This is a genomic window from Pseudomonas sp. AP3_22 TE3818 (assembly GCF_053628995.1).
The window spans coordinates 6,346,671-6,369,348 of record NZ_JBRJHL010000001.1 but is presented as its reverse complement, the minus strand read 5'-3'; the positions used below and the strand labels follow the sequence as shown (position 1 = coordinate 6,369,348).

The following is a 22,678-nucleotide window of genomic DNA, read 5'->3' as shown; positions in this document are numbered from 1 at the left end:
CCATTCCAGGATGCAACGCTGATGCCCCAACGCACCGACTACCCCCACTTCCAGCCCATCACCACCCGCTGGCACGACAACGACGCCTACGGTCACGTCAACAACGTCACCTATTACAGCTTCTTCGATACGGCGGTGAACACTTACCTGATCGAAGTCGGCGGCCTGGATATCCATGACGGTGAGGTGGTGGGGTTCGTGGTGAGCTCCTCCTGTGATTACTTTGCTTCCATCGCGTTCCCGGACCGCATCGAGATCGGTCTACGCGTGGGCAAGTTGGGCAACAGTTCGGTGCAATACGAACTGGCCGTGTTCAAGCAAGGCGAGGATGAAGCCTCTGCGGCAGGGCGCTTCGTGCATGTGTTTGTCGATCGTGCGTCGAATCAACCCGTGGCGATTCCTGCCGGGTTACGTGGGGCGCTGGAGCGTCTGGTAGTTCAGTAAGGCAAAAAAATCGCAGCCCTTGGGCTGCGATTTTTGTTGTACTGATCAGCGAGGCGCTCGAGGCCTTAGTCGCGGTAGTACTTGTGGTGGTGCTTGCGATGGCCATAGGCATGACCGCGGCCTGGATGGCCGTCACGGTAGTAACGACGATCACCATGGCCGCGATACGAACGACGATCGTCGTCGTCATCATTATCGTACTCTTTGCCCATGTAGTTACCCAGCGCGCCACCGGCGCCGCCGCCTGCTGCGGCGCCGATCAGGCTGCCGGTGGTGCCGCCCACGCTGCGGCCGACCACGTTACCGCCCGCTGCGCCCAACGCACCGCCAATGGCCGCTTCGCCACGGCTGTGTTTGTTTGCGCCGACGGCACTACCACCCGCGCCACCCAGGGCCGCGCCGATGGTGGAACCTGTACTGCCGCCTAACGACTGACCGACGACCGAGCCTAGAACCCCGCCCAATGCGCCGCCTACACCGGCTTCGGTGGTGCCGCCAGCAGACGCGATACCGCTGACCAGGCCAAGGGACAACAAGAGAATCGAGGAGAACTTCATGGAGGAACCTCAAGGGGATGACGGCGCGATCCTGAGGCTCTGGAATGGGCGTGACAATCGAAATCCGACGAATAACACGACTTGTATACAATATTGCAAGTTACTGTTTTTTGAGCGGAACTTAACGTTTTTTTGCCGGTCTTTTACTACTTCGCACAGGCCGTTTCCATGAGGGAGCGGCCTTTTTTGTGGGCGAAAGGAAAGTGCAGAATTCGGAAAGTCTGTTGTTTGATCTATCGCATTCGCGAGCAAGCCCGCTCCCACATTGGATCTTCAGCGAACACAAATTTTGTGCGCGGCAGGGATTCAATGTGGGAGCGGGCTTGCTCGCGAAGAGGCCGGCTCAGGCGAAGCGTTAAGCAGACCTGGCCATGATCAACCCGCTCTCGCTCGCCGCTTCCAACCGGATCGCCACGAATTTCGATGTCGGGGTATGGCTGCCATCGCCGGTGCTTTCCAGCGGCACCAGCGGATTCACTTCCGGGTAGTACGCCGCCGCTTGCCCGGCCGGGATGTCGAATGCCAGCAGGGTGAAGCCTTTCACCCGACGTTCAACACCATCGTCCCAGAGCGAAACGATGTCAGCCTTCTGCCCCGGTTTGAAGCCCAGGCGAATGATGTCGGCCTCGTTGACGAACAACACGTCGCGTTGTCCCTTCACCCCGCGATAGCGGTCATTCAGGCCATAGATCGTGGTGTTGTACTGATCGTGGGAACGCATCGATTGCATGATCAGGTCCGGCAGCACACCGGTGGCGCGGGTGCGTTCGTGCACCAGGTCTTTGGGCAGTGCGTTGGGGCGGAAATTGGCCCGGCCCGAGGCGGTGTTCCACTTGCGTGCGCCGGCACTGTTGCCCAGGTAGAAGCCGCCGGGATGCTTGACCTTCTCGTTGAAGTCCTTGAAGCCGGGAATGGTCTCGGCGATCAGGTCGCGAATGCGGCTGTAGTCGGCCACCAGCCAGTTCCAGTCTACCGGGTGGTTGCCCAGGGTCGCGGCAGCGATGCCGGCCAGGATCGCCGGCTCCGAGCGCATCTGGTTCGACAGCGGCTGCAACTGGCCATTGGAGGCGTGGACCATGCTGAACGAGTCTTCGACGGTGATCGCTTGCGGGCCTTCGTTCTGGATATCGATGTCGGTGCGGCCCAGGCACGGCAGGATCAACGCGTCCTTGCCGTGGGTCAAATGGCTGCGGTTGAGCTTGGTGCTGATCTGCACGGTCAGGTCACAGTTTTGCAACGCCTGGAAAGTACGCGGGCTGTCCGGCGTGGCTTGGGCGAAGTTGCCGCCCAGGCCGATGAAGACTTTCGCCCGGCCTTCGGCCATGGCATGAATCGCCTCGACCACGTTGTGGCCGTTGTGGCGTGGCACCTTGAACTGGAAGCGGCGCTCCAGGGCATCGAGAAAGGCTGCTGGCGGACGTTCGTTGATGCCCATGGTCCGGTCGCCCTGCACGTTGCTGTGACCCCGCACCGGGCACAGGCCGGCACCGGGACGGCCAACGTTGCCGCGCAGCAGCATCAGGTTGGCGATCTCCTGGATGGTCGCCACCGAATGGCGATGCTGGGTGATACCCATGGCCCAGCACATGATGACGTTTTTGCCCTTGGCGTACATGCGCGCCGCTTGCTCGATCTCGACCAGGGTCAGGCCGGATTGCTCGACGATCTGCTCCCACGGGGTGTCGTCGATAGCCGCCAGGTACTCCAGCACGTTGGCGCTGTGCTCATTGAGGAAGTCATGGTCGAACACCGCGGGTGCACCGGTTTTCTGTGCGTCGCGTTCCCACAGCAAGAGAAATTTCGCCATGCCGCGCATGATCGCCATGTCACCGCCCAGGGCCGGGCGGAAGAACGCGGTGTTGGTTGGCTTGTCGCCGTTGGTGAGCATTTCGATCGCATGCTGCGGGTGCTGGAAACGTTCCAGGCCGCGTTCCTTGAGCGGGTTGATGCACACCACTTGCGCACCGCGTTTCACCGCTTCACGCAGCGGTTCGAGCATGCGTGGGTGGTTGGTGCCGGGGTTCTGGCCCCAGACGAAAATCGCATCGGCGTGTTCGAAGTCGTCGAACGTCACGGTGCCTTTGCCGACGCCAACACTTTGCGACAGCGCCACACCGCTGGCCTCGTGGCACATGTTCGAGCAGTCAGGGAAGTTGTTGGTGCCGTAGGCGCGCACGAACAGCTGGTACAAATAAGCCGCTTCGTTGCTGGCACGGCCCGAGGTGTAGAACTCGGCCTGGTCCGGGCTGGACAAGCCGTTCAGGTGTTTGGCGATCAGCGCGAAGGCGTCGTCCCAACTGATCGGTTTATAGCGATCCGTTTCGGCGTCGTAGCTCATCGGCTCGGTCAGGCGACCCTGGTATTCGAGCCAGTAGTCGCTCTGCCCCAGCAATGCAGTGACGCTGTGTTTGGCGAAGAATTTGGCGTCGACGCGGCGCTTGGTCGCTTCCCAGTTCACCGCCTTGGCGCCGTTCTCACAGAACATCACCATGCCCTTTTCTGGCGAGTCGCCCCAGGCGCAACCCGGGCAGTCGAAGCCACCGTTCTGGTTGGTCTTGAGCATGATGCGCAGGTTTTTCAGTGCGTTGTCGCTGGTCAACCAGGCCTGGGCCACGCTGATCAGGGCGCCCCAGCCACCGGCAGGACCTTTGTAGGGCTTGTAGCGAGGGACGGGGGTCTGGTCGGCTTGACGGTGTTGACTCACGCTTGATTCTCCAACGTTGGGCTGTAGACCCGCGGCGCATTCTTCTGTGGCAAATGGATGAGGTTGAGGTTGTGGCGCCGAGCCCATTGCACGGCAAGGCCCGTGGGCGACGACAGGCTGACCAGGGTCTGGATGCCGGCGCGCAGGACTTTCTGGATCAATTCGAGACTGCAGCGGCTGGTGACAATCGCCAGCCCGCCGGCCGTCGGGATGTTCTGGCGGACAAGGGCACCGATCAGCTTGTCGAGGGCGTTGTGTCGGCCTATGTCTTCGCGGCCCATCAGCAATTCGCCCTGGTCGTTCATGAACACCGCTGCGTGCACCGCACCGCAATGCTGGCCCAACGGCTGGAAGGCGCCGATGCGCTGGCGCAGGCCATCGAGCCATTCAACGGGTGGCAGCGGGGCGCCGGGCAATACCTGAAGGTCCGGCAAGGCCTGCTCGACTGCTTCCACGCCGCACAGCCCGCAACCGCTGGTGCCGGCCAGTTGCCGACGCTGTTGCTTGAGGTTCCAGAAGGCGCGATTGGCGATGGTCACTTGCGCGTATTGCGCCGAGCCCGAGCCGGTCAGTTGCAGGTCGTAGATGTCCGTGGCGTCCTGGATGATGCCGCTGCCCAGGCTGAAGCCGACAATGAAGTCTTCCAGATCCGTCGGCGTTACCAGCATGACCGCCTGGCTGATGCCGTTATAGGCAATCGCCAACGCGACTTCCTCGGCCAGCGCGGTGCTGTCCGATTCCGAGTATTCAAAGTTGCTGTAGCTGTACGTCTGGCTGGCGGCGGGCGCGGGCGTTTCGAGGGCAGGCGCCGCGCAGGCAGGGCGCTTGGTGTTCATGGCATCACCCACGGTTTGATCAGCTTTAAGACTAGGCGCGGCAAACTGTCGCGTCTAATCGCTAATACTGATCTACCGATAGATGCCGTCGATCAAGCGCTCGTCAGTGATTGCTGATAAATCGCGAAACAGGCTTCCGCCAGGGCCGAGCGTGGCGCGCTGCGACGCATGATCAGCCCCAGGCGGCCAAGGGTCTGGGCGTTCTCGATCGGTTGCAGGCGCAAGTGCTCGGTCAGCCCTTCGAGGCCACCGTCCAAGGGCATCACGGCGCAACACAGGCCGCCGTGCACGGCTTGAAGCAGTTGATGGACGGCGTCGGTCTGCAGCAAGGGTTGTGGGGTGAGGCCTCGGCTATGGAAGTTATGGTCGATGGACTGGCGAAAGTGCATGCCGCTGGTGAGCATGCCCAGTGGCAGCTCGATCAACGATTCCCAGCTCAGTGGCGCCTCGCCAAAGGTGAAGAAACGTTGGTCGTAGAGCAGGCCCATGCGGGTTTCGCTGAAGGCCAGGGAGTCGAAATGTTCGGCGTCCAGGCGTTCCAGGTAGGAAACACCGAGATCCAGGCGATTGTTCGCCAGTTGTTCGAGGATCTGCTCCGAACTCAACGCTGAAAGCTCGAAGCGCAGGTTCGGGTGTTCGGCGTGCAGGCGTTGCAGCAGCGGCAGCGGATCGAAGCTCGACAACGGCACCATGCCCAGGCGCAACGTGCCGACCAGATTGCCGCGACAGGCGGCGGCCTCGGCATACAAGCCGTCATAGGCCGCCAACACCGTGCGCGCCCAGGCCAGCACCCGCTCGCCCGGCGCGGTGAAGCCTTCGAAGCGCTGGCCGCGATTGACCAGCGGCAGGTCGAGTTCCTCTTCGAGGCTGCGCAGGCGCATGGACAGGGTCGGCTGGGTGATGTGGCAGCGTGCGGCGGCCTGGCCGAAATGGCGGGTTTCGTCGAGCGCGATGAGGAATTTCAGCTGCTTGATGTCCATCTTCGCTCCTGGGCGCGGGAAGGTGCGGATTCTATCGCAAGCGGGGTCATTGGTCGGTTTGGATTCGCAAGTGACGGCCGTGGTCTAGGCTTTTGCGTCTGGAACCCCAAACCCAAGGAGCGTGCACCATGAGTCTTTTGAGCTTTGTGAAGGAAGCAGGCGAAAAACTGCTGGATCTGCTGACGCCAGGCAACGCCAATGCCAGTGAGCAGTTGAAGGAGCACATCAGCAAGGTCGGCCTGGGCAACCCGAATGTGCAAGCGACGGTCGATGGTGACAAGGTGACCGTGACCGGCGAAGTGGCAAGCCAGGAAGAGAAGGAAAAAATTCTGTTGGCCGTGGGCAATATTGCCGGGGTTGGCAGCGTGGATGATCAGATCACTGTGACCGGGCCGGTAGCAGTGGCCGCAAAGTTTGTGGTGGTCGAAAAGGGCGACACCCTCAGCGCGATTTCCAAGCGCGTGTACGGCGATGCCAACAAGTACAACAAGATTTTCGAAGCCAACAAACCGATGCTGTCGCACCCGGACAAGATCTACCCGGGTCAGTCGTTGCGTATTCCCGAGTAACACAAAACCTGTGGCGAGGGAGCTTGCTCCCGTTCGGCTGCGCAGCAGTCGTAAAAAATTTGGGGCCGCTACGCGACCCAACGGGGGCAAGCCCCCTCGCCACAATGACCGTGTCGGTCTACAGCCCTGTAATCAAATCCCGATAATCCCCGACCGCCGCAAACTCCGCCGTGTCCTTCGGACCCTTGCGACTATCCGGCTCGCGCACGGCCAACAAATGCGCCACACCAAAATCCCGCGCACTGCGCAGGATCGGCAAGGTGTCGTCGATGAACAGGCTGCGTGCCGGATCGAAATCGATATCGACTTGCAGCGCATCCCAGAACTGCGGGTTTTCCTTGGGGAAACCGTAGTCATGGGAACTGATCAGGCGCTCGAAGTAGGGCGCCAGTTCGATTTTTTCCAGCTTCAACGACAGCGCATCCCGATGGGCATTGGTGATCAGCACCACGCGCTTGCCGGCCCGTTTGATCGCCGCCAGAAAGGTGTCGGCATCCGGGCGCAGGGCGATCAGGTGCGCGGTTTCCAGTTTCAGGTCGCGCACCGACAGCTTCAGTTCGGCACTCCAGAAGTCAAGGCAGTACCACTGCAGCTGGCCGGCATTGCGCTCGAACAACGGCTGCAATTCCATCTCGGCCATGGCCCGGCTGACCCCGTGCAATTCGGCGTAACGCTGGGGCAGGTGCTCCATCCAGAAGTGGTTGTCGAAATGCAGGTCAAGCAACGTGCCGTCCATGTCCAGCAGAACGGTATCGATGTCGGACCAGGGTAATGAAGGCATGGCAACGTCTCGGGCAGTAGAAAGATTTCTGGCGTAAACAAACGGGAAAGCCGCGTTATAGTAGCGCGTTCACGCCAAGGAGCTTTGCATGCGCCAGAAACCCACCATACTCGCCCGCGAAATTGTCGCCACCAGTCGATTGTTCTGCGTGGAGGAGCTGAAGCTGCGCTTTTCCAATGGCGTGGAGCGTACGTATGAGCGCCTGGTTGGCAAAGGGGCCGGGTACGGCGCGGTCATGATCGTGGCGATGCTGGATGCCGAGCATGCGGTGCTGGTCGAGGAGTATTGCGGCGGCACCGATGAATACGAAATGTCTTTGCCCAAGGGTTTGATCGAGCCGGGTGAAGACGTGTTGGCGGCGGCCGAGCGTGAGCTCAAGGAAGAGGCCGGGTTCGGCGCGCGACAGCTGGAGCACCTGACCGAGCTGTCGCTGTCCCCCGGTTACATGAGCCAGAAGATTCAGGTGGTGCTGGCCACCGACCTCTACGAAGCGCGCCTGGAAGGCGACGAACCGGAGCCGATGCGGGTGGACAAGGTCAATCTGCGTGAACTCTCGGCGCTGGCGCAAAACCCGCAATTTACCGAAGGCCGTGCCTTGGCGGCGCTGTACCTGGCCCGTGATCTGTTGACTCAGCGCGGAGCGTTCCAGTCATGAATTTCCCGCATCCGTTGATGGCTCCGGTCATCGAGCTCGCCCTGCGGGCCGGTGATGTGATCCTGCCGTTCTGGCGTACAGGCACGGCCGTCACGGCGAAGGCTGATGATTCGCCGGTGACCGCTGCCGACCTGGCCGCCCACCACCTGATTCTGGCGGGGCTGACGGCGCTGGATCCGGGCATCCCGGTGCTCTCCGAAGAGGACGCCAACATTGCGCAAAGCGTGCGGGCCGGATGGCAGCGCTGGTGGCTGGTCGATCCGCTGGATGGCACCAAGGAGTTCATCAGCGGCAGCGAAGAGTTCACCGTCAACATCGCCCTGATCGAAAACGGTCGGGTGGTGTTCGGCGTGGTGTCGATGCCGACCAATGGTCGTTTCTATGTTGGTGGCGCCGGTCTCGGCGCCTGGCGCGGCGATAAAGGTGGCACGCCCGTGGCGATCAAGGTGCGTGATGCGCTAGCGCCAGGCGAGTCGTTCACCGTGGTGGCCAGCCGTCGCCATTCGAGCCCGGAGCAGGAACGTTTGCTGGCCGGGTTGAGCGCCAGTCTTGGCGAGCTGCAATTGGCCAACATCGGCAGTTCGCTGAAGTTTTGCCTGCTGGCTGAAGGGGCCGCGGATTGCTATCCGCGCCTGGCACCGACTTCGCAGTGGGACACGGCGGCAGCCCAAGGTGTACTGGAAGGTGCGGGCGGTGAAGTGCTGGAGTTGAGTGGAGAGCCGTTCAGCTATCCGGCGCGGGAGTCGCTGTTGAATGCGTTCTTTCTGGCGCTGCCGGCGAAAGCGGCTTGGCGGGAGAAGCTGCTGGCACTCGCTACCCTGTAGGAGCTGGCTTGCCAGCGAAGCGGTGTGTCAGGCACACCGCGCTGCACCAATCGCCGGCAAGCCGGCTCCTACAGGAGTTTTGGTGCTCACCGGTGCAACACGTACTGCCCGACAAACCTCACCGCATCCTCATCACGGCCTTCATTGACGACCCGCGTATGCAGCGTCAACCGCGCTCGGCTGTATCGTTGGAACGTGGTCAAAAATTTCTTCCAGATCACCGGATCCGGTGCCTGGCAAATGGCGTTGGCATCGCCCGTCACCGGCAGCGGATAGCTGATCTGCCCTTCCTGAATCACGATGTGCCCGTCCGTGATGCCTTCTTCCTTCAGGCGCAGATGCAGCCAGCCCCAACCGGCCAGGACCGCGCCGCAATACAGGCTGCCGCCGAACATGGTGCTCTTGTGGTTGACGTTGGCGTCCAGCGGCAAGTGCAGGCGCAGTTGCTGGTCATGCCAGTCGAGCACTTTGAGGCCCATGTCCCGGGTGAGGGGAATGTCGTGATGGAGGACTGATTCCAGTTGTCGACTGTCGCGGCTCATTCAGGGGGCCTTTTGTTTGAAGTGGATGATTGGACAGTAGCTCAGTCGAGGTCGTCAGGGTGGGCCGAAGCGCCACTGTCCGAAAAGCTCAAACCGTGCTTGCGCAGTTTGTCGTGCAGGGTCTTGCGCGGAATGCCGAGGGCTTCGGCGACGCTGCGCACGGAGCTGTGCGAGCGTGCCAGTTCGGCGGCGATGAGGGTTTTTTCGAAGTTCTCCACTTGCTCGCTCAAACCGCCGCTGACGACCTCGACCCTATTGCCAGCGCCGCCTTCCGGTGTGCTGTTGTCGAGGGCCAGTTCCAGCCCGAGGGCAAAACGCTCGGCCGCATTTTGCAGCTCGCGCACGTTGCCGGGCCAAGTGTGGCGCAGCAGCAAGGCACGTTGTCCCGGTTGCAGTTCATGGGGCGGCAAGCCGTGGCGGGCACTGGCTTCGTCGGCGAAATGCTGGAACAGCATCAACGCATCTTCGCCCCGTTCGCGCAGTGGCGGAATCCGCAGCGGCGCGACGTTCAGGCGGTAATACAAGTCGGCACGGAAGCGCCCTTGATCCGCTGCCTGGCGCAGGTCTTCCTTGGTCGCGGCGATGATGCGGATGTCCAGCGGGATCAGTTGATTGCCGCCCAGGCGTTCGACCACGCGCTCCTGCAGCAAGCGCAGCAATTTGACCTGCACATCCAGGCTCATGCTTTCGATTTCATCGAGGAACAAGGTGCCGCCATTGGCGAATTCGAACTTGCCAATGCGGCGTTTCTGCGCGCCGGTGAAGGCGCCGGGCTCGTGGCCGAACAGCTCGCTTTCGACCACTGATTCGGCCAGGGCACCGGCATTGATCGCCACGAACGGACCGTTGCGACGGCCTGATAGATCGTGCAGCGCCCGGGCCACGACTTCTTTGCCGGCGCCGGTTTCGCCGAGGATCAGCACGTCGGCCCTGGTCGCGGCCAGGGCGCCGATCTGCTCGCGCAGGCGCAGCATCGAAGGTGAGTGGCCAACCAGGCGGGCGCTCAGCTCGTTGCGGTCGCTCAAGGCCAACCGCAGGCTGCGGTTGTCCAGCACCAGGCGGCGCAGAGCCAACGCGCGGCGCACGCTGTCGAGCAGGGCGTCGCTGGCGAACGGCTTTTCGAGAAAATCATAGGCTCCGGCGCGCATGGCCTGCACCGCCAGCGGCACGTCGCCGTGGCCGGTGATCAACAGCACCGGCAGTTCAGGGTCCTGGGCGTGCAGTTCGGTCAGCAGCTCCAGACCGTCCATGCCGGGCATGCGGATGTCGCTGACCACCACACCCGGCCAGTCGCGCTCCAGTTGCGCGGCCAGGCCCTTGGCTTCGGCCAGCGGCAGGATCTTCAGGCCGGCCAGATCCAGCGTCTGGCTCAAGGCCTGGCGCAAGTGGGGATCGTCGTCGATCAACACGACCTGAATGCGGTTGTCGATGGTCATGCACTTCGGTCCTCGGACGGTTGCAGGCTCACGCCTGGTGCGCCTGCGCGCAGCTTCAGGGTAATCAGGGCGCCGCCTTCCTTGTGGTTGGCGAACGACAGTTCACCACCGAAGGCGCGCATCAGCGTTTCGCAAATCGCCAGCCCCAAACCCAGGCCCTGGGTTCGGGTCTTGGTGGTGTAGAACGGCTCGCTGGCGCGTCCAAGGGCCTCCATGCAAAAGCCCGGGCCGTTGTCGCGAATGTACAGGTTGACGCCATCGGGCGTGGATTGGGCACTCAGCCAGAGTTTACGTGGCGGGCCTTTTTCCGTCAGGGCATCCAGGGCATTGGCCAGCAGATTGCCGAGAACCTGGCGCAGGCGGGTTTCCCCGGCCTCGACCCACAGGGTGGCGGCGGGCAGATCACGGATCAGCTCGACGTCCATGCTGCGTCGGCGCTTGGCCAGCAAAGCCAGGGCATCATCCAGCGCCGGTTGCAGAGCTACGCTTTCCGGGGCATGCCGGTCGCGCCGGGCAAAGGCGCGCAGGTGGGCGATGATCGAGGCCATGCGACCGGTCAATTCGCTGATCAGCTTGAGATTGCCGCGGGCATCGTCGGTGCGTTGGTGGTCGAGCAGCACCTCGGCGTTTTCCGCGTAGCTGCGAATCGCTGCCAGCGGCTGATTGAGTTCGTGGCTGATGCTCGCCGACATGGTGCCCAGTGCCGACAGTTTGCCGGCCTGCACCAGATCATCCTGGGCGCGGACCAGCTCCTGCTGGGCCTGCTCGCGTTCCAGTACTTCCTGTTTAAGGCGCCGGTTCAGGCCTTCGAGATCGCTGGTGCGCTCGGCGACCCGACCTTCCAGTTCGCGACGGGCCTTGGCTTCGAAAGCAATGCGTTCGAGGTAATGACGGCGGCGCTGCATCATCAGGCCAAGCAACAGCATCAACACCAACAGCGTTGCACCGCCGATGGCCACCACCGTGCGCACCGGGCGGTCGATCAAGGTGCGCGGGGCGAGGATGCTGACATTCCAGCCGGTTTCGGCGATCTGCTGGGTCTGGGTCAGCCAGGCATTGGGATTGAGCTCCAGCGGTTTGGGCTCGCGGGTTGGATAGGGCTGGATCGCGGTGATGGCCTTGCTTTCGGCCTCGCTCAACGGACGGGTCGAGCGGAATCGCCACTCCGGTCGCGAGGTGAGAATGACCACGCCGTTGTGGTCGGTCAGCAGCAGTTGTTCCGGGGTTTTGCCCCAGAGGCTTTCGGTGTGGTCAAGGTCGACCTTGACCACCAGCACACCGACGATTTTTTCGCCGTCGCGCACGCCGGCGGCGAAGAAGTAGCCACGCTTGGCGGAGGTGGTGCCCAAACCAAAGAAGCGCCCGAGCCGCCCGGCCATGGCTTCGCTGAAATACGGCCGGAAGGAAAAATTGCGCCCGACGAAACTGTCGTGCTTGTCCCAGTTGGAGGCGGCCAGCGTTTTGCCGGTGGCGTCCATCAGGTACATGACTTCGGCACCGGTCTGGGTGGCGATATTTTTCAGCAGGCGGTTGGCGTTGCCCTGGGTGACGCCATCGTCCGGTGCACCGACAACGGCGCGCAGGGCCGGCAGGTCACCGAGGATTTGCGGCAACACTTCATAGCGGTGCAGGGTGCCCAGCAGGTTGGCGACATAGAGGTCGAGGGTCTGACGATTCTGGCTGGCCAGTTCGCTGCGATAATAGCGCTCGGCCAGGTGCTCCAGCGGCCACAGCAACGGCGCCAGGCACAGTGCCAGCAGGGCCAGGCTGCGCCAACGGGGTCTGGGGGGAAGAGTCGGTTTCATAAGCAGCATGCGCCTGTGGGTACAGGCGCATTATGCCTGGGCTTGCCCGCCTTGGGTCAGCGGCATCTTGATAGGCGAGTTTGCGCCGGCCTTTCAGGCAAAGACGTCGGCGTCCTTGAAAAACACGCCGGCCTGATCCTTGGCCGACAGTTGCGGCGTGCCTTCGAGTTGCCAGTCGATGGCCAGGTCCGGGTCGTCCCAGCGAATGCTGCGTTCGGCCGATGGCGTGTAGTAGTCGGTGGTTTTGTACAGGAACTCGGCAAATTCGCTCAGTACGACGAACCCGTGGGCAAAACCTTCCGGGACCCAGAGCTGCCGATGATTGGCGGCGGACAGCCGCACGGCGACCCATTTGCCGAAGTGCGGCGAGCTGCGACGGATGTCCACGGCGACGTCCAGCACTTCACCGGCTGTGACGCGGACCAGTTTTCCCTGGGTATTTTCCAGCTGGTAATGCAGGCCGCGCAGCACACCCTTCTGCGAACGGGAGTGATTGTCTTGAACGAATTCGGTGTCCAGCCCGGTGGCCTCTTTGAAGGCCCTGGCGTTGAAACTCTCGTAGAAGAAACCACGCTCGTCACCAAAGACCTTGGGTTCGAGGATCAGAACACCGGGCAGGTCGGTGGTCACTACGTTCATGGAGGCTCTCCAGTTGCATGCGTTTAATGGTCGCCATTCTTGCGCAAAGTGCCATTCGAGGCGAGTGCCAGAACCAAAACCTGTGGGAGCGGGCTTGCTCACGAAGGCGGAGTGACAGGCAACCTGAATGTGACTGACACGGCCTCTTCGCGAGCAAGCCCGCTCCCACAAATGCCCTCATACCGGCGTGCGGGGGGTTGCGTATCGCCCGAAGCAGTGGCGATATAGGCGCCTAATAAAATTTCAGGGGTTGTTGTATGCCGCTCGCCACGTTGATTCATCGCGCCAGTTTGCCCAGCCCGCAGGTGTCTGCGGAGCAAGCGCTAGAGCTGCTGGAAGAGCATTACGGGTTCAGCGGCAGACTGCAGGCCCTCGGCAGCCAGCAAGACCTGAACTACCGCGTCGACAGCGAGCGGGGACGTTTCGTCCTGAAAATCTGCCGTGGCGACTACTCGGTCGGTGAGCTTCAGGCACAGCATGCCGGGCTCAAGCATTTGGGCGAGCACCCCGATGTCCATGTGCCGCGCGTTATCGCGGCGAAAAACGGTGCAGACCTGCTGTCTCTGGACGTGGGTGGCCAGGCGGTGCACGTTCGCCTGCTCGATTACATCGAGGGCCAGCCGTTGACGAGCCTTGGCCATTTCAACCCGACGGTGGTGTCCGGTTTCGGTCGCCTGTGCGGTGAAATGGACCTGGCCCTGGCGGATTTCGACCATCCGGGCCTGGAGCGAACCCTGCAATGGGACGCCCGCCACGCTCACGCCCTGATCGCGCACTTGCTGCCGGTGATCAAGGATGAAGCCCAGCGCAAACTGATCGTCGACGCGTCCGCACAAGCGGAGCGGCATTTGCAACCGCTGGAAGCCAAACTGCCGGTGCAGGCCATTCATATGGACATCACCGACGACAACGTGGTGTGGCAGCGCGATGCGCAACGCCATTGGCAACTGCAAGGCGTGATCGATTTCGGTGACCTGGTGCGTACCTGGCGCATTACCGATCTGTCGGTCACCTGCGCCGCGCTGCTGCATCATGGCGAGGGCGATCCGTTCTGCATTTTGCCGGCGATCCAGGCTTACCACGCGGTCAACCCGTTGCAACACGAAGAGCTGCTGGCGCTGTGGCCGCTGATCGTCGCCCGTGCGGCGGTGCTGGTGTTCAGTGGCGAACAGCAGGTCAGCATCGATCCGGGCAATGCCTACAGTCGCGATAACCTGGTTCATGAATGGGAAATCTTCCGTGTGGCCACGTCGGTGCCGTTGGCGTTGATGGAAGCGGCGATCCTCACCGCCGTCGGCCAGAACCTGCCCACCATCGGCAGTGAAGGCTTTGCACCGCTGTTGCCAAGCCTGGTGGGGCGTGAGTTCGCCTTGATCGACCTGGGGGTGCTCAGCCCGCATTTCGAGGCCGGGAACTGGGAGCAGGAGGGTGTCGATCAGCGCCTGCTGGATGAAGCAGCTGCGGCTCATGGCCTGGCGGCCAGTCGCTATGGACAATATCGCCTGTCCCACACCCGCCCGGACAGCGCCACTGAACCGGACACTTGCCCCTTGCACGTTGAACTGCGTGTACCTCAGGGCACGACGGTCGAAGCACCGTTTGCCGGTGTGGTGCACCACCCGTCGGCGGGCGTGCTGCAACTGGACGGGCCGCAATTGAGTGTGCGGCTTTGGGGTGTCACGCCGTCGCTGCACAACGGCGCGGCACTGGTCAAAGGCCAGGTGCTGGGTTCGGTCAGCGGGCCATTGATCGTGCAGTTGAGCCGTGGCGCGTCGATCGATGCGCCGTTGTTCTGCACGCCATCGCGCGCCGCTGCCTGGCAGGCACTGTGCCCATCACCTGCGGCACTGCTTGGGCTGGCCTGTGACGCCGAAGCAGAACTCGACGGCGCGACTTTGCTGGCCCGGCGCGACGCCAGTTTCGCCCGTACGCAAAAGCATTATTACGTCGACCCGCCGCGCATCGAGCGTGGCTGGCGCAACCATTTGATCGACATGCAGGGGCGCTCCTACCTCGACATGCTCAACAACGTCGCGGTATTGGGCCACGGTCATCCGCGCATGGCGGCGGTGGCCAGTCGCCAGTGGTCGTTGCTCAACACCAACTCGCGTTTCAACTACGCGGCCGTGGCCGAGTTCTCCGAACGTTTGCTGAAACTGTCCCCTGACGGCATGGACCGGGTGTTCCTGGTCAACAGCGGCAGCGAGGCCAACGACCTGGCGATTCGCCTGGCGTGGGCCTACAGCGGCGGCCGCGACATGCTCAGCGTGCTGGAGGCCTATCACGGCTGGACGGTGGGTGCCGACTCGGTGTCGACCTCGATCGCCGACAACCCCAAGGCCTTGAGCAGCCGGCCGGACTGGGTACACCCGGTGACCGCGCCAAACACCTATCGCGGTGAGTTCCGCGGGCCGGACAGTGCGCCGGATTATGTGCGCAGCGTCGAGCACAACCTGGCGAAAATCGCCGAGCAGAAACGCCAACTGGCCGGCTTCATCTGCGAACCGGTGTACGGCAATGCCGGCGGTATCTCGCTGCCACCGGGCTATTTGAAGCAAGTCTATGGCAGGGTCCGGGCCCAGGGTGGCGTGTGCATCGCCGACGAAGTGCAGGTCGGCTACGGACGCATGGGCGATTTCTTCTGGGGCTTCGAAGAGCAAGGCGTGGTGCCGGACATCATCACCATGGCCAAAGGCATGGGCAACGGCCAGCCACTGGGCGCGGTCATCACCCGCCGGGAGATCGCCGAGGCACTGGAGGCCGAGGGTTACTTCTTCTCCTCCGCCGGCGGCAGCCCGGTCAGTTGCCAGGTCGGCATGGCCGTGCTGGACGTGATGGAAGAGGAAAAACTGTGGGAGAACGCCCAGGTCGTTGGCGGCCACTTCAAACAGCGCCTCGAAGCGTTGATCGATATTCATCCGTTAGTGGGCGCGGTGCACGGTTCCGGTTTCTACCTGGGCGTCGAGTTGATCCGCAACCGCGAAACCCTGGAGCCGGCCACCGAGGAAACCACCGCACTGTGCGATCGCTTGCGCGAGCTGGGGATCTTCATGCAGCCGACCGGCGATTACCTGAACATCCTCAAGATCAAGCCGCCGATGGTCACTTCGCGCCAGAGCGTGGATTTCTTCGTGGACATGCTGTCGAAGGTGCTGGCGGAAGGGCTGTAACCCGATCCACGAATAAATGCGGCCCAATGTGGGAGCGGGCTTGCTCGCGAAGAGGCCGGTACATCCGAAGCATTTCTTGCGCCTGGAGTATTGCTTTCGCGAGCAAGCCCGCTCCCACAGGAAGGGTGGTGCTAATTCGATTGATATCGGCTTTCTGTCGGTTATTTTTGTAACTGTGGATTGACGGTGCTTTAAAAGCCGATATTTATCGGATATAAAGTGGCCAGTCCACGGCGTGTACCCATGCGCTTTCTTTTCTGTCAGGCATCAACGCCACTCCGGAGTCCTGAGTCATGACCACGTTGAACAGCACCCCTCGCGCCGACGGCTTCTACATGCCAGCCGAATGGGCCCCCCAAACCCAAACCTGGATGATCTGGCCCGAGCGTCCGGACAACTGGCGCCTGGGTGGCAAACCGGCACAGGCCGCGCACGTGGCCGTGGCCAAGGCCATCGCTCGTTTCGAACCGGTCACCGTGGCGGTCTCCGCCGGCCAGTACGAAAACGCCCGTGCCCGTCTGGACGTGCCGAATATTCGCGTGGTGGAAATGTCCAGTGACGACGCCTGGGTTCGCGACTCGGGTCCGACTTTCGTCATCAATAACAGTGGCGAAGTCCGTGGCGTGAACTGGGACTTCAATGCCTGGGGCGGTTTTGACGGCGGCCTCTATTCGCCGTGGAACCGTGACTCGCAGGTCGGCGGCAAGATCCTCGAGATCGAGCGCAGCCCGCGTTACCGCACCGAAGGCTTCGTACTTGAGGGCGGTTCGATTCACGTCGACGGCGAAGGCACGCTGATCACCACCGAAGAATGCCTGCTCAACCGCAATCGCAACCCGCACATGAACCGCGAAGAAATCGAAGCGGTCCTGAGTGCGAACCTGGCTGTGGATAAAATCATCTGGCTGCCGGATGGCTTGTTCAACGACGAAACCGACGGCCATGTGGATAACTTCTGCTGCTACGTGCGTCCGGGTGAAGTGCTGCTGGCCTGGACCGATGATCCGCAGGACCCGAACTACCCGCGCTGCCAGGCGGCGATGAACGTGCTGCAAAGCAGCACCGACGCAAAGGGTCGCCCGTTCACGGTGCACAAAATGCCGATCCCGGGCCCGCTGTTTGCGACCGAGGAAGAGTGCGCCGGCGTCGATCCGGTGGACGGTACCCAGGAACGTAACCCGACTGTGCGTCTGGCCGGTTCCTATGTGAACTTCCTGATCGTCAACGGAGGCATTATCGCGCCATGCTTTGACGACCCTCAGGATGGCCCGGCAAAGGAAATCCTGCAGAACCTGTTCCCACAGCATGAAGTGGTGATGGTGCCGGGTCGCGAACTGTTACTGGGGGGCGGCAATATTCACTGCCTTACCCAGCAGCAACCCGCGCCACACAAGGAGTGAGTGAGGTTGTAACAGCTTGAGTTGATTGCGAAATTTCTCAAGCGGCTCCCGCCATGCACACAGCCCGCAGCCCTTCAGGGTTGCGGGCTTTTTTGTATCTGCAAGGTCACACTTCAGACACCTTGGCACAGCTCTTGTATCTCTGCTGTTGTAACTCGGGGAGGGGGAGGACTTCGATGTTCTGTCATAAACCTTGGATAAGTTAGCCGCTCACAAACCGGGAGAGAGCGCTGAAATGAACGCCGAAGTGAACGTAGCGAGCGACAAGGCGTTGCATCCCCTGGCCGTAAACAGCGAATCGCTCCAGATTCTGGCGCACTGGTTCAAGTCCAATGGAATGCGTCAGATCAGTGAAACTGATCCGCGCCGGACGATGATCGAGCGTTACCCTGCTGGTTTATTCAGCGAAGCGGAACTGGATGCGTTGTGGGATGTAATGGAAGGATAAGAAGAACAACAACGGATTGATCAAGAAAAAGCGCTGCCGGGATGGCAGCGCTTTTTTTTTCAACACACTGAACCCTGTGGGAGCGGGCTTGCCCGCGAAAGCGGTGTGTCAGCAACGTTGCCATTGGCTGACACGACGCCTTCGCGAGCAAGCCCGCTCCCACAGGTTTTGTGGTGTCTAGAAGCTGTAGGTGCCCGTCACCACCAGGCTACGCGGTGCCCCCGGCTGGATCTGGAATGCACTGGTCGCCGACGAGTAATACGTCTTGTCGCTGATATTGTTCAGCGCTGCGCGCAAGTCCCAATCTTTCTGACGGAAGCCCGCCAAGGCGTCCCAGCGGCCATAACCCGGCAACACGACGGTGTTGAGGTTGTCGGCATAGCGGTCGCCCACCAGGGTCAAACCGGTTTCGGCGTACCAGCCCATTTCCGGTTTCCAGGTCAGGAACAGGCTGCCGTTGTGCTTGGCCACGTTGTTGATGCGCTTGCCTTCCAGGCCGTTGTTGTCCTTTTCGATGGTTGCGTCCTGCAGACCCACGCCACCGCGCACATACCAATTGCCGGTAATCCTGCCAGCAGCGGTCAGCTCGATGCCGCGTGAACGTTGCAGCCCGGAGAGCAGGGTAATGGTCGGGTTGTTCGGATCGCTGGTGCGGCGGTTGTAGAGTTCCAGCTCGTAGATGGCCAGCGTGGTGCTCAGGCGGTCATCGAGCCAGTCACTCTTCACCCCGATTTCCTTCTGCCTGGTCAGCTCGGGACTCAGGTCATTGCTGTTGCCCGCCGCGCCCGGGGTGATACCGATCAAGCCACCACCGACCGGCGAGAACGTCTTGCTCCAGGACGCGTAGAAGGAGTGATTTTGCAGCGGCGTCCAGACCACGCCAACGCGAGGGCTGGTGCTATGGCTGTCACGGTCTTCGGAAAGGTTGCGCACCTTGTTGGTCGACTCGATATCGAACGTGTCGTAACGCAGGCCGGCGAGCAATTGCCATTGATCGTTCAGGCGCAGTTGATCCTGCACATACACCGCGCGGCTCTCAACCTCGGTATGGGTGTCGCTCGATACCACCATGCGCCCGGTATGACGCAAATTGCGGTCGGGGGCGTACAGGTCCAGCGCCGGCACCGGGGAGCTGCCCGGCCCGGAAGTGGCGGCGGTGTACAGCAGCGGGTCGCGGCGCTGGCTGCCGATCTCGATGCCTGTGAGCAAGCGGTGCTCCAGGCCGAAGGTATCGAAACCACCCTCCAGCTCGACGTTGTTGTAGACATTGCGGGTGTTCAGGTCCTGCTGCCAGTGCTGGCGCGTGACCTTGTTGGTGGCCGGGACATAGCCGCTCAAGTAAGTATTGTCGAAATCGCTGTCGAGCTTGAACACACCCAGGGTCTGGCGCAGTTGCCAGTTGTCGCTCAGTTCATAGGTGAGTTTCGAACGCAGGGATTGCGCCTTGTCGTCGATGAAATCGTTTTCACTGCCGTAGGTGATATCGCGTCCTACGTCGGCCGGGCGACCGTTTACACCGGGGATGCCACGATCCGGCGTGCGGTTGTAGCGGCTGTATTCGTACTGCACCAACCAGTTCAGGTCGGGTGTCAGCTGCCAGCTCATCGAGGGGGCGAACAGCTGGCGATTGCCACTCACGCCATCGCGGAAACTGTTCTCGTCCATGTTGCCCATGTTCAGACGCAGGCTGATGTTCTCGGTAGGATCGGTACTGAGGTCGGCATACAGGCTGCGCAAGTCCTCGCTACCGCCCTGGGCTTCAAGGGTCGAGCGGCGACCGAACTCGGGCAGTTTGCTCACCCGGTTGACGATGCCGCCCTGGCTGCCACGGCCATACAACACGGCGGCGGGGCCTTTCAGGACGTCGATGCGTTCGATGTTGTGCAGGTCGCGCACGTACTGGCTGTCGTCGCGGATGCCATCGAGATAGAAATCGTTGCTGGCGTCGAAACCGCGGATGCGCAGGCTGTCGAAGCGTGTGTCGGCGCCGCTGCTGACGTTGGGGATGCCACTGAGCGCCGTGCCCAGATCGTTGGTGCCGTAATCCATCACGTTCGAGGTTTTGATCGAGTCGATGGCTTGTGGCACGTAGCGCACCGGCGTGGCGGTCCGGGTCGCCGTGTTGGTTTGTGTCACGCGCGGGTCGTCGGCTTCAGCTTCTGCGCTGATCGATGTGGCAGGCAAGGTGGTCGGTGCAGCGTAGGAAAAACCGGCAGACAACAAGGCAGAGAGCCCAAGGCTGTAGGGCGCAAGGCGAAAAGGGGCAGGCATTGAAGAGCGCATCCGTAGGATTTTTAGGTTGAAACAGGTAGAGGGCGCGAATAGTAATGCTTGTCATTTACCGATGTTGGCTGCTATTGAGAATTTATCTCATTTGATTGTTTCTAATTGTTTCTGAGTTGAAACAAAGGGTTTACGCAACCATTCGACCGATTCAAGCAACAGACTGAAAGCTGATCCGGCGTTTTTCCGGGGTTGCTACGGCACTAATCTGTCGACATCGAATTTTCCTGAATTTCTGTCGGAGTTTTCCCATGATCCTGCATTACATCTACGACCCGTTGTGCGGTTGGTGCTACGGCGCCAAACCGCTGGTGCAAGCCGCCCAGGCTGTGCTGCCCGTGCTTGCCCACGGCGGCGGCATGATGACGGGGGCCAATCGGCAAAAGGTTTCGCCACAACTGCGCAGTTACGTCATGCCCCATGACCGGCGCATTGCCGAATACAGCGGGCAGCCGTTCGGTGAAGCTTATTTCGAAGGTTTGCTGCGTGATCACAGTGCCGTGTTCGACTCGGCTCCCCCCATCGCTGCGGTGCTGGCTGCCGAGCAAATGGCGGGTCGTGGGCTGGAGTTGCTGGGACGTTTGCAAAGTGCTCACTACGTGGAAGGGCGCCGCATCGCCGACGAATCGGTGCTGTTTGAACTGGCCCACGGTATGGGGTTGGAGCCTCAAGCCTTCGAAAGAGCCTTCGGGGCGGCCGACACCGAAGGCCATATCAAGGACAGCCGGGCTTTGCTGGCCAAGGTGGGCGGGCAGGGTTTTCCGACCCTGGTGCTTGAGCACAATGGCCAATTCACCCTGATCGATATCGGGCCTTGGCTGGGCAAACCCCCGGCATTTGCGCAGTGGCTGGGTCAGTCGCTGCCGGAGCAGCACTCATCCCATTCCGTAGCAGCCTGTGGTCTCGAAGGCTGCGTCGATTGAATATTCCTGCCGCGTAAAACAGTTTCTTAGACGTTTTTCGCCTGTTTTTAGACGATTCATGAAATTGACACGTTGTTAAGTGCGCAGCTACGATTCGGCCCAACGCCTGTGGCCGACTGCCACGACTCAAAAACAATAAAAGGCCCGCCGCGAGAAATCGTGGGCGGGCCTTTTTGTTTTCGCCTCGAAATAAGAGCGCAATAGCGCCGTTTCGGCCGTTCGACACAGCGCGTATCAACCGCATCAAGGAAAAAACAAAATGTTGAACAAGCGAATCAGCCTGATCGCTCTGGGGATGTTGAGCGCTACACAGGCCATGGCGAACGACCAGGCCGAATCCAAGGGTTTCGTTGAAGACAGCAGCCTCAAAGTGCTGCTGCGCAACGCCTACATCAACCGTGACTACAAAGACGGCAACCCGGATAAGTCCGAGTGGGGCCAAGCGGCCATTGGCACCTTCTCGTCGGGCTTCACCCAAGGCACCGTGGGTGTGGGTGTGGACGCTTTCGGCCTGTACGCATTGAACCTGGAGCGCAGCGAAGACCGTAGCGGCGCGCAAGGCATCGATTTCTTCAAAAAGGGCGACAGCGGCCAGCCGGCGGACGACCTGTCCAAGGGCGGCGCAGCGATCAAGTTCCGCCTGTCCAGCACCACCCTGACCTACGGCGACCAGATGCCGGCCCTGCCGGTGCTGAACTACGACAACTCGCGCCTGCTGCCGGAAAGCTACACCGGCACCCTGATCACCTCCCGGGAGATCAAAGGCCTGCAACTGGACGCCGGTCGCTTCACCGCCGAATCGCGGAAAAGCGCCGAAGGCCGTGACAGCGGTGGCTTGAAGTCGATCAACGTATTGGGCGGTAGTTACCAGTTCACCGAACAGTTCAAGGCCGCGCTGTACGCTTCCGACGTCGAGGACGTGCTGAAGAAGCAATACGTGAACGCCAACTACCTGTTCCCGATCGACAAGGATCAGTCCCTGACCCTGGACTTCAACGGCTACCGCACCAAGCTGGACGATTCCTACGTCCGCGAAAACGCTATCACCGGCGACGACAACAAAATCTGGAGCCTGGCGGCCACCTTCATCACCGGCCCGCACTCGTTCACCCTCGCGCACCAGCGCAGCACCGGTGACAGCAACCTGGGCTACGCCTACGGCGGCTACCAGAAAGACCAGGGTCGCGTCGGCGACGGTGGCAACACCATCTACCTGGCGAACTCCTACTGGTCCGACTTCAACGCCGAAGACGAACGCAGCTGGCAACTGGGCTACGGCCTGGACTTCAGCACCTTCGGTGTACCGGGCCTGAGCTACAACTTCGCCTACGTACGCGGTGACAACATCACCACCTCCACCAGCGAAGGCGGCACTGAGCGCGAGATCTTCAACCAGATCAAATACGTCGTCCAGAGCGGCCCGGCCAAAGACCTCAGCGTGAAACTGCGCAGCTCGGTCCTGCGCGTGTCGCAGAAGTCCAGCGAGTACAACGTGAGCGGCAACGAAGTGCGTGTGTTTGTGGATTACCCGATCAACATCTTCTGATGATGGGGTGTGGTAGCGAGGCCTGATCAGAGGCTGAGAAAGAAAAAGCCCCGACTGGTTCGGGGCTTTTTTTGAATAAAAACTCTGAAATGAAAGACTAATTGCCCTTAACTATCCTGACACCTAGAATTCATGC

General features: G+C 61.4%; 19 protein-coding genes. 9 read left to right on the top strand and 10 right to left on the bottom strand.

The features are described 5' to 3' along the window. Positions 1–21: 21 nt before the first annotated feature. Positions 22–444 (top strand): acyl-CoA thioesterase, encoded by a 423-nt coding sequence (locus AB7M25_RS28930; protein WP_454238299.1) that lies wholly within the window; start codon positions 22–24, stop codon positions 442–444. Between the two features lie 65 nt (positions 445–509). On the opposite strand, the gene AB7M25_RS28925 is transcribed toward AB7M25_RS28930, so the two are convergent. From AB7M25_RS28925 to AB7M25_RS28910, 4 genes are all read right to left on the bottom strand, one after another. Then, complete coding sequence (locus tag AB7M25_RS28925; protein ID WP_104451204.1) at positions 510–1,001, bottom strand: glycine zipper domain-containing protein; 492 nt, start codon at positions 999–1,001, stop codon at positions 510–512. A 355-nt stretch (positions 1,002–1,356) separates the two neighbouring features. Then, positions 1,357–3,705, bottom strand: coding sequence for an FdhF/YdeP family oxidoreductase (locus AB7M25_RS28920; RefSeq protein WP_454238298.1), 2,349 nt, complete (start codon positions 3,703–3,705; stop codon positions 1,357–1,359). Further along, positions 3,702–4,541: a formate dehydrogenase accessory sulfurtransferase FdhD gene (gene fdhD / locus AB7M25_RS28915; protein ID WP_429561006.1), complete on the bottom strand. Its 840-nt coding sequence runs from the start codon at positions 4,539–4,541 to the stop codon at positions 3,702–3,704. Before fdhD ends, AB7M25_RS28920 begins: the two co-directional genes overlap by 4 nt. 92 nt (positions 4,542–4,633) lie before the next feature. Next, positions 4,634–5,521 carry a LysR family transcriptional regulator gene (locus AB7M25_RS28910; RefSeq protein WP_218475695.1) on the bottom strand — a complete coding sequence of 296 codons (888 nt, stop codon included), beginning with the start codon at positions 5,519–5,521 and terminating at the stop codon, positions 4,634–4,636. A 128-nt stretch (positions 5,522–5,649) separates the two neighbouring features. Between AB7M25_RS28910 and lysM the strand changes: the two genes are divergently transcribed. Beyond that, positions 5,650–6,090: a peptidoglycan-binding protein LysM gene (gene lysM / locus AB7M25_RS28905; RefSeq protein ID WP_429388052.1), complete on the top strand. Its 441-nt coding sequence runs from the start codon at positions 5,650–5,652 to the stop codon at positions 6,088–6,090. 118 nt (positions 6,091–6,208) lie between these two features. Here the strand turns inward: lysM and yrfG are convergent, their stop codons facing one another. After that, positions 6,209–6,871, bottom strand: a complete 663-nt coding sequence (gene yrfG, locus AB7M25_RS28900) for a GMP/IMP nucleotidase (RefSeq protein ID WP_429388050.1) — start codon at positions 6,869–6,871, stop codon at positions 6,209–6,211. Between the two features lie 88 nt (positions 6,872–6,959). On the opposite strand from yrfG, the gene nudE reads away from it, so the two are divergent. Together nudE and cysQ are read left to right on the top strand one after the other, a co-directional pair. Next, positions 6,960–7,526, top strand: a complete 567-nt coding sequence (gene nudE, locus AB7M25_RS28895; RefSeq protein WP_007972833.1) for an ADP compounds hydrolase NudE — start codon at positions 6,960–6,962, stop codon at positions 7,524–7,526. Beyond that, a complete protein-coding gene (gene cysQ / locus AB7M25_RS28890; protein WP_429388047.1) occupies positions 7,523–8,350 on the top strand; it encodes a 3'(2'),5'-bisphosphate nucleotidase CysQ in 828 nt (275 codons plus the stop codon). Before nudE ends, cysQ begins: the two co-directional genes overlap by 4 nt. 86 nt (positions 8,351–8,436) lie before the next feature. On the opposite strand, the gene AB7M25_RS28885 is transcribed toward cysQ, so the two are convergent. The 4 genes from AB7M25_RS28885 to rfbC form a co-directional block, all read right to left on the bottom strand. Next, positions 8,437–8,892, bottom strand: a complete 456-nt coding sequence (locus tag AB7M25_RS28885; protein ID WP_095964528.1) for a YiiD C-terminal domain-containing protein — start codon at positions 8,890–8,892, stop codon at positions 8,437–8,439. Between the two features lie 41 nt (positions 8,893–8,933). After that, on the bottom strand, positions 8,934–10,328 hold the full coding sequence (locus AB7M25_RS28880) for a sigma-54-dependent transcriptional regulator (RefSeq protein ID WP_429388046.1): 1,395 nt from the start codon (positions 10,326–10,328) through the stop codon (positions 8,934–8,936). Then, entirely contained in the window at positions 10,325–12,133 is a 1,809-nt protein-coding gene (locus tag AB7M25_RS28875) for a sensor histidine kinase (protein WP_454238297.1), read from the bottom strand. The genes AB7M25_RS28880 and AB7M25_RS28875 overlap by 4 nt, the downstream gene beginning before the upstream one ends. A 93-nt stretch (positions 12,134–12,226) precedes the next feature. After that, positions 12,227–12,772 carry a dTDP-4-dehydrorhamnose 3,5-epimerase gene (gene rfbC, locus AB7M25_RS28870; RefSeq protein ID WP_454238296.1) on the bottom strand — a complete coding sequence of 182 codons (546 nt, stop codon included), beginning with the start codon at positions 12,770–12,772 and terminating at the stop codon, positions 12,227–12,229. Positions 12,773–13,029: 257 nt separating this feature from the next. Between rfbC and AB7M25_RS28865 the strand changes: the two genes are divergently transcribed. The 3 genes from AB7M25_RS28865 (at position 13,030) to AB7M25_RS28855 (ending at position 17,790) form a co-directional block, all read left to right on the top strand. After that, a complete protein-coding gene (locus AB7M25_RS28865; protein WP_454238295.1) occupies positions 13,030–15,942 on the top strand; it encodes an aminotransferase in 2,913 nt (970 codons plus the stop codon). Between the two features lie 293 nt (positions 15,943–16,235). Beyond that, positions 16,236–17,342: an agmatine deiminase gene (gene aguA, locus AB7M25_RS28860; RefSeq protein WP_126048659.1), complete on the top strand. Its 1,107-nt coding sequence runs from the start codon at positions 16,236–16,238 to the stop codon at positions 17,340–17,342. Positions 17,343–17,577: 235 nt separating this feature from the next. Beyond that, the gene (locus tag AB7M25_RS28855; RefSeq protein WP_429388037.1) at positions 17,578–17,790 is read left to right on the top strand and encodes a hypothetical protein; all 213 of its coding nucleotides are present in this window, start codon (positions 17,578–17,580) and stop codon (positions 17,788–17,790) included. 177 nt (positions 17,791–17,967) lie between these two features. Here the strand turns inward: AB7M25_RS28855 and AB7M25_RS28850 are convergent, their stop codons facing one another. Continuing rightward, positions 17,968–20,061, bottom strand: coding sequence for a TonB-dependent receptor (locus tag AB7M25_RS28850; RefSeq protein WP_429388034.1), 2,094 nt, complete (start codon positions 20,059–20,061; stop codon positions 17,968–17,970). Between the two features lie 263 nt (positions 20,062–20,324). On the opposite strand from AB7M25_RS28850, the gene AB7M25_RS28845 reads away from it, so the two are divergent. Beyond that, complete coding sequence (locus AB7M25_RS28845; protein WP_429388032.1) at positions 20,325–20,996, top strand: DsbA family protein; 672 nt, start codon at positions 20,325–20,327, stop codon at positions 20,994–20,996. Positions 20,997–21,255: 259 nt separating this feature from the next. Further along, entirely contained in the window at positions 21,256–22,542 is a 1,287-nt protein-coding gene (locus AB7M25_RS28840; protein WP_429518422.1) for an OprD family porin, read from the top strand. The last annotated feature ends 136 nt before the right edge of the window (positions 22,543–22,678 follow it).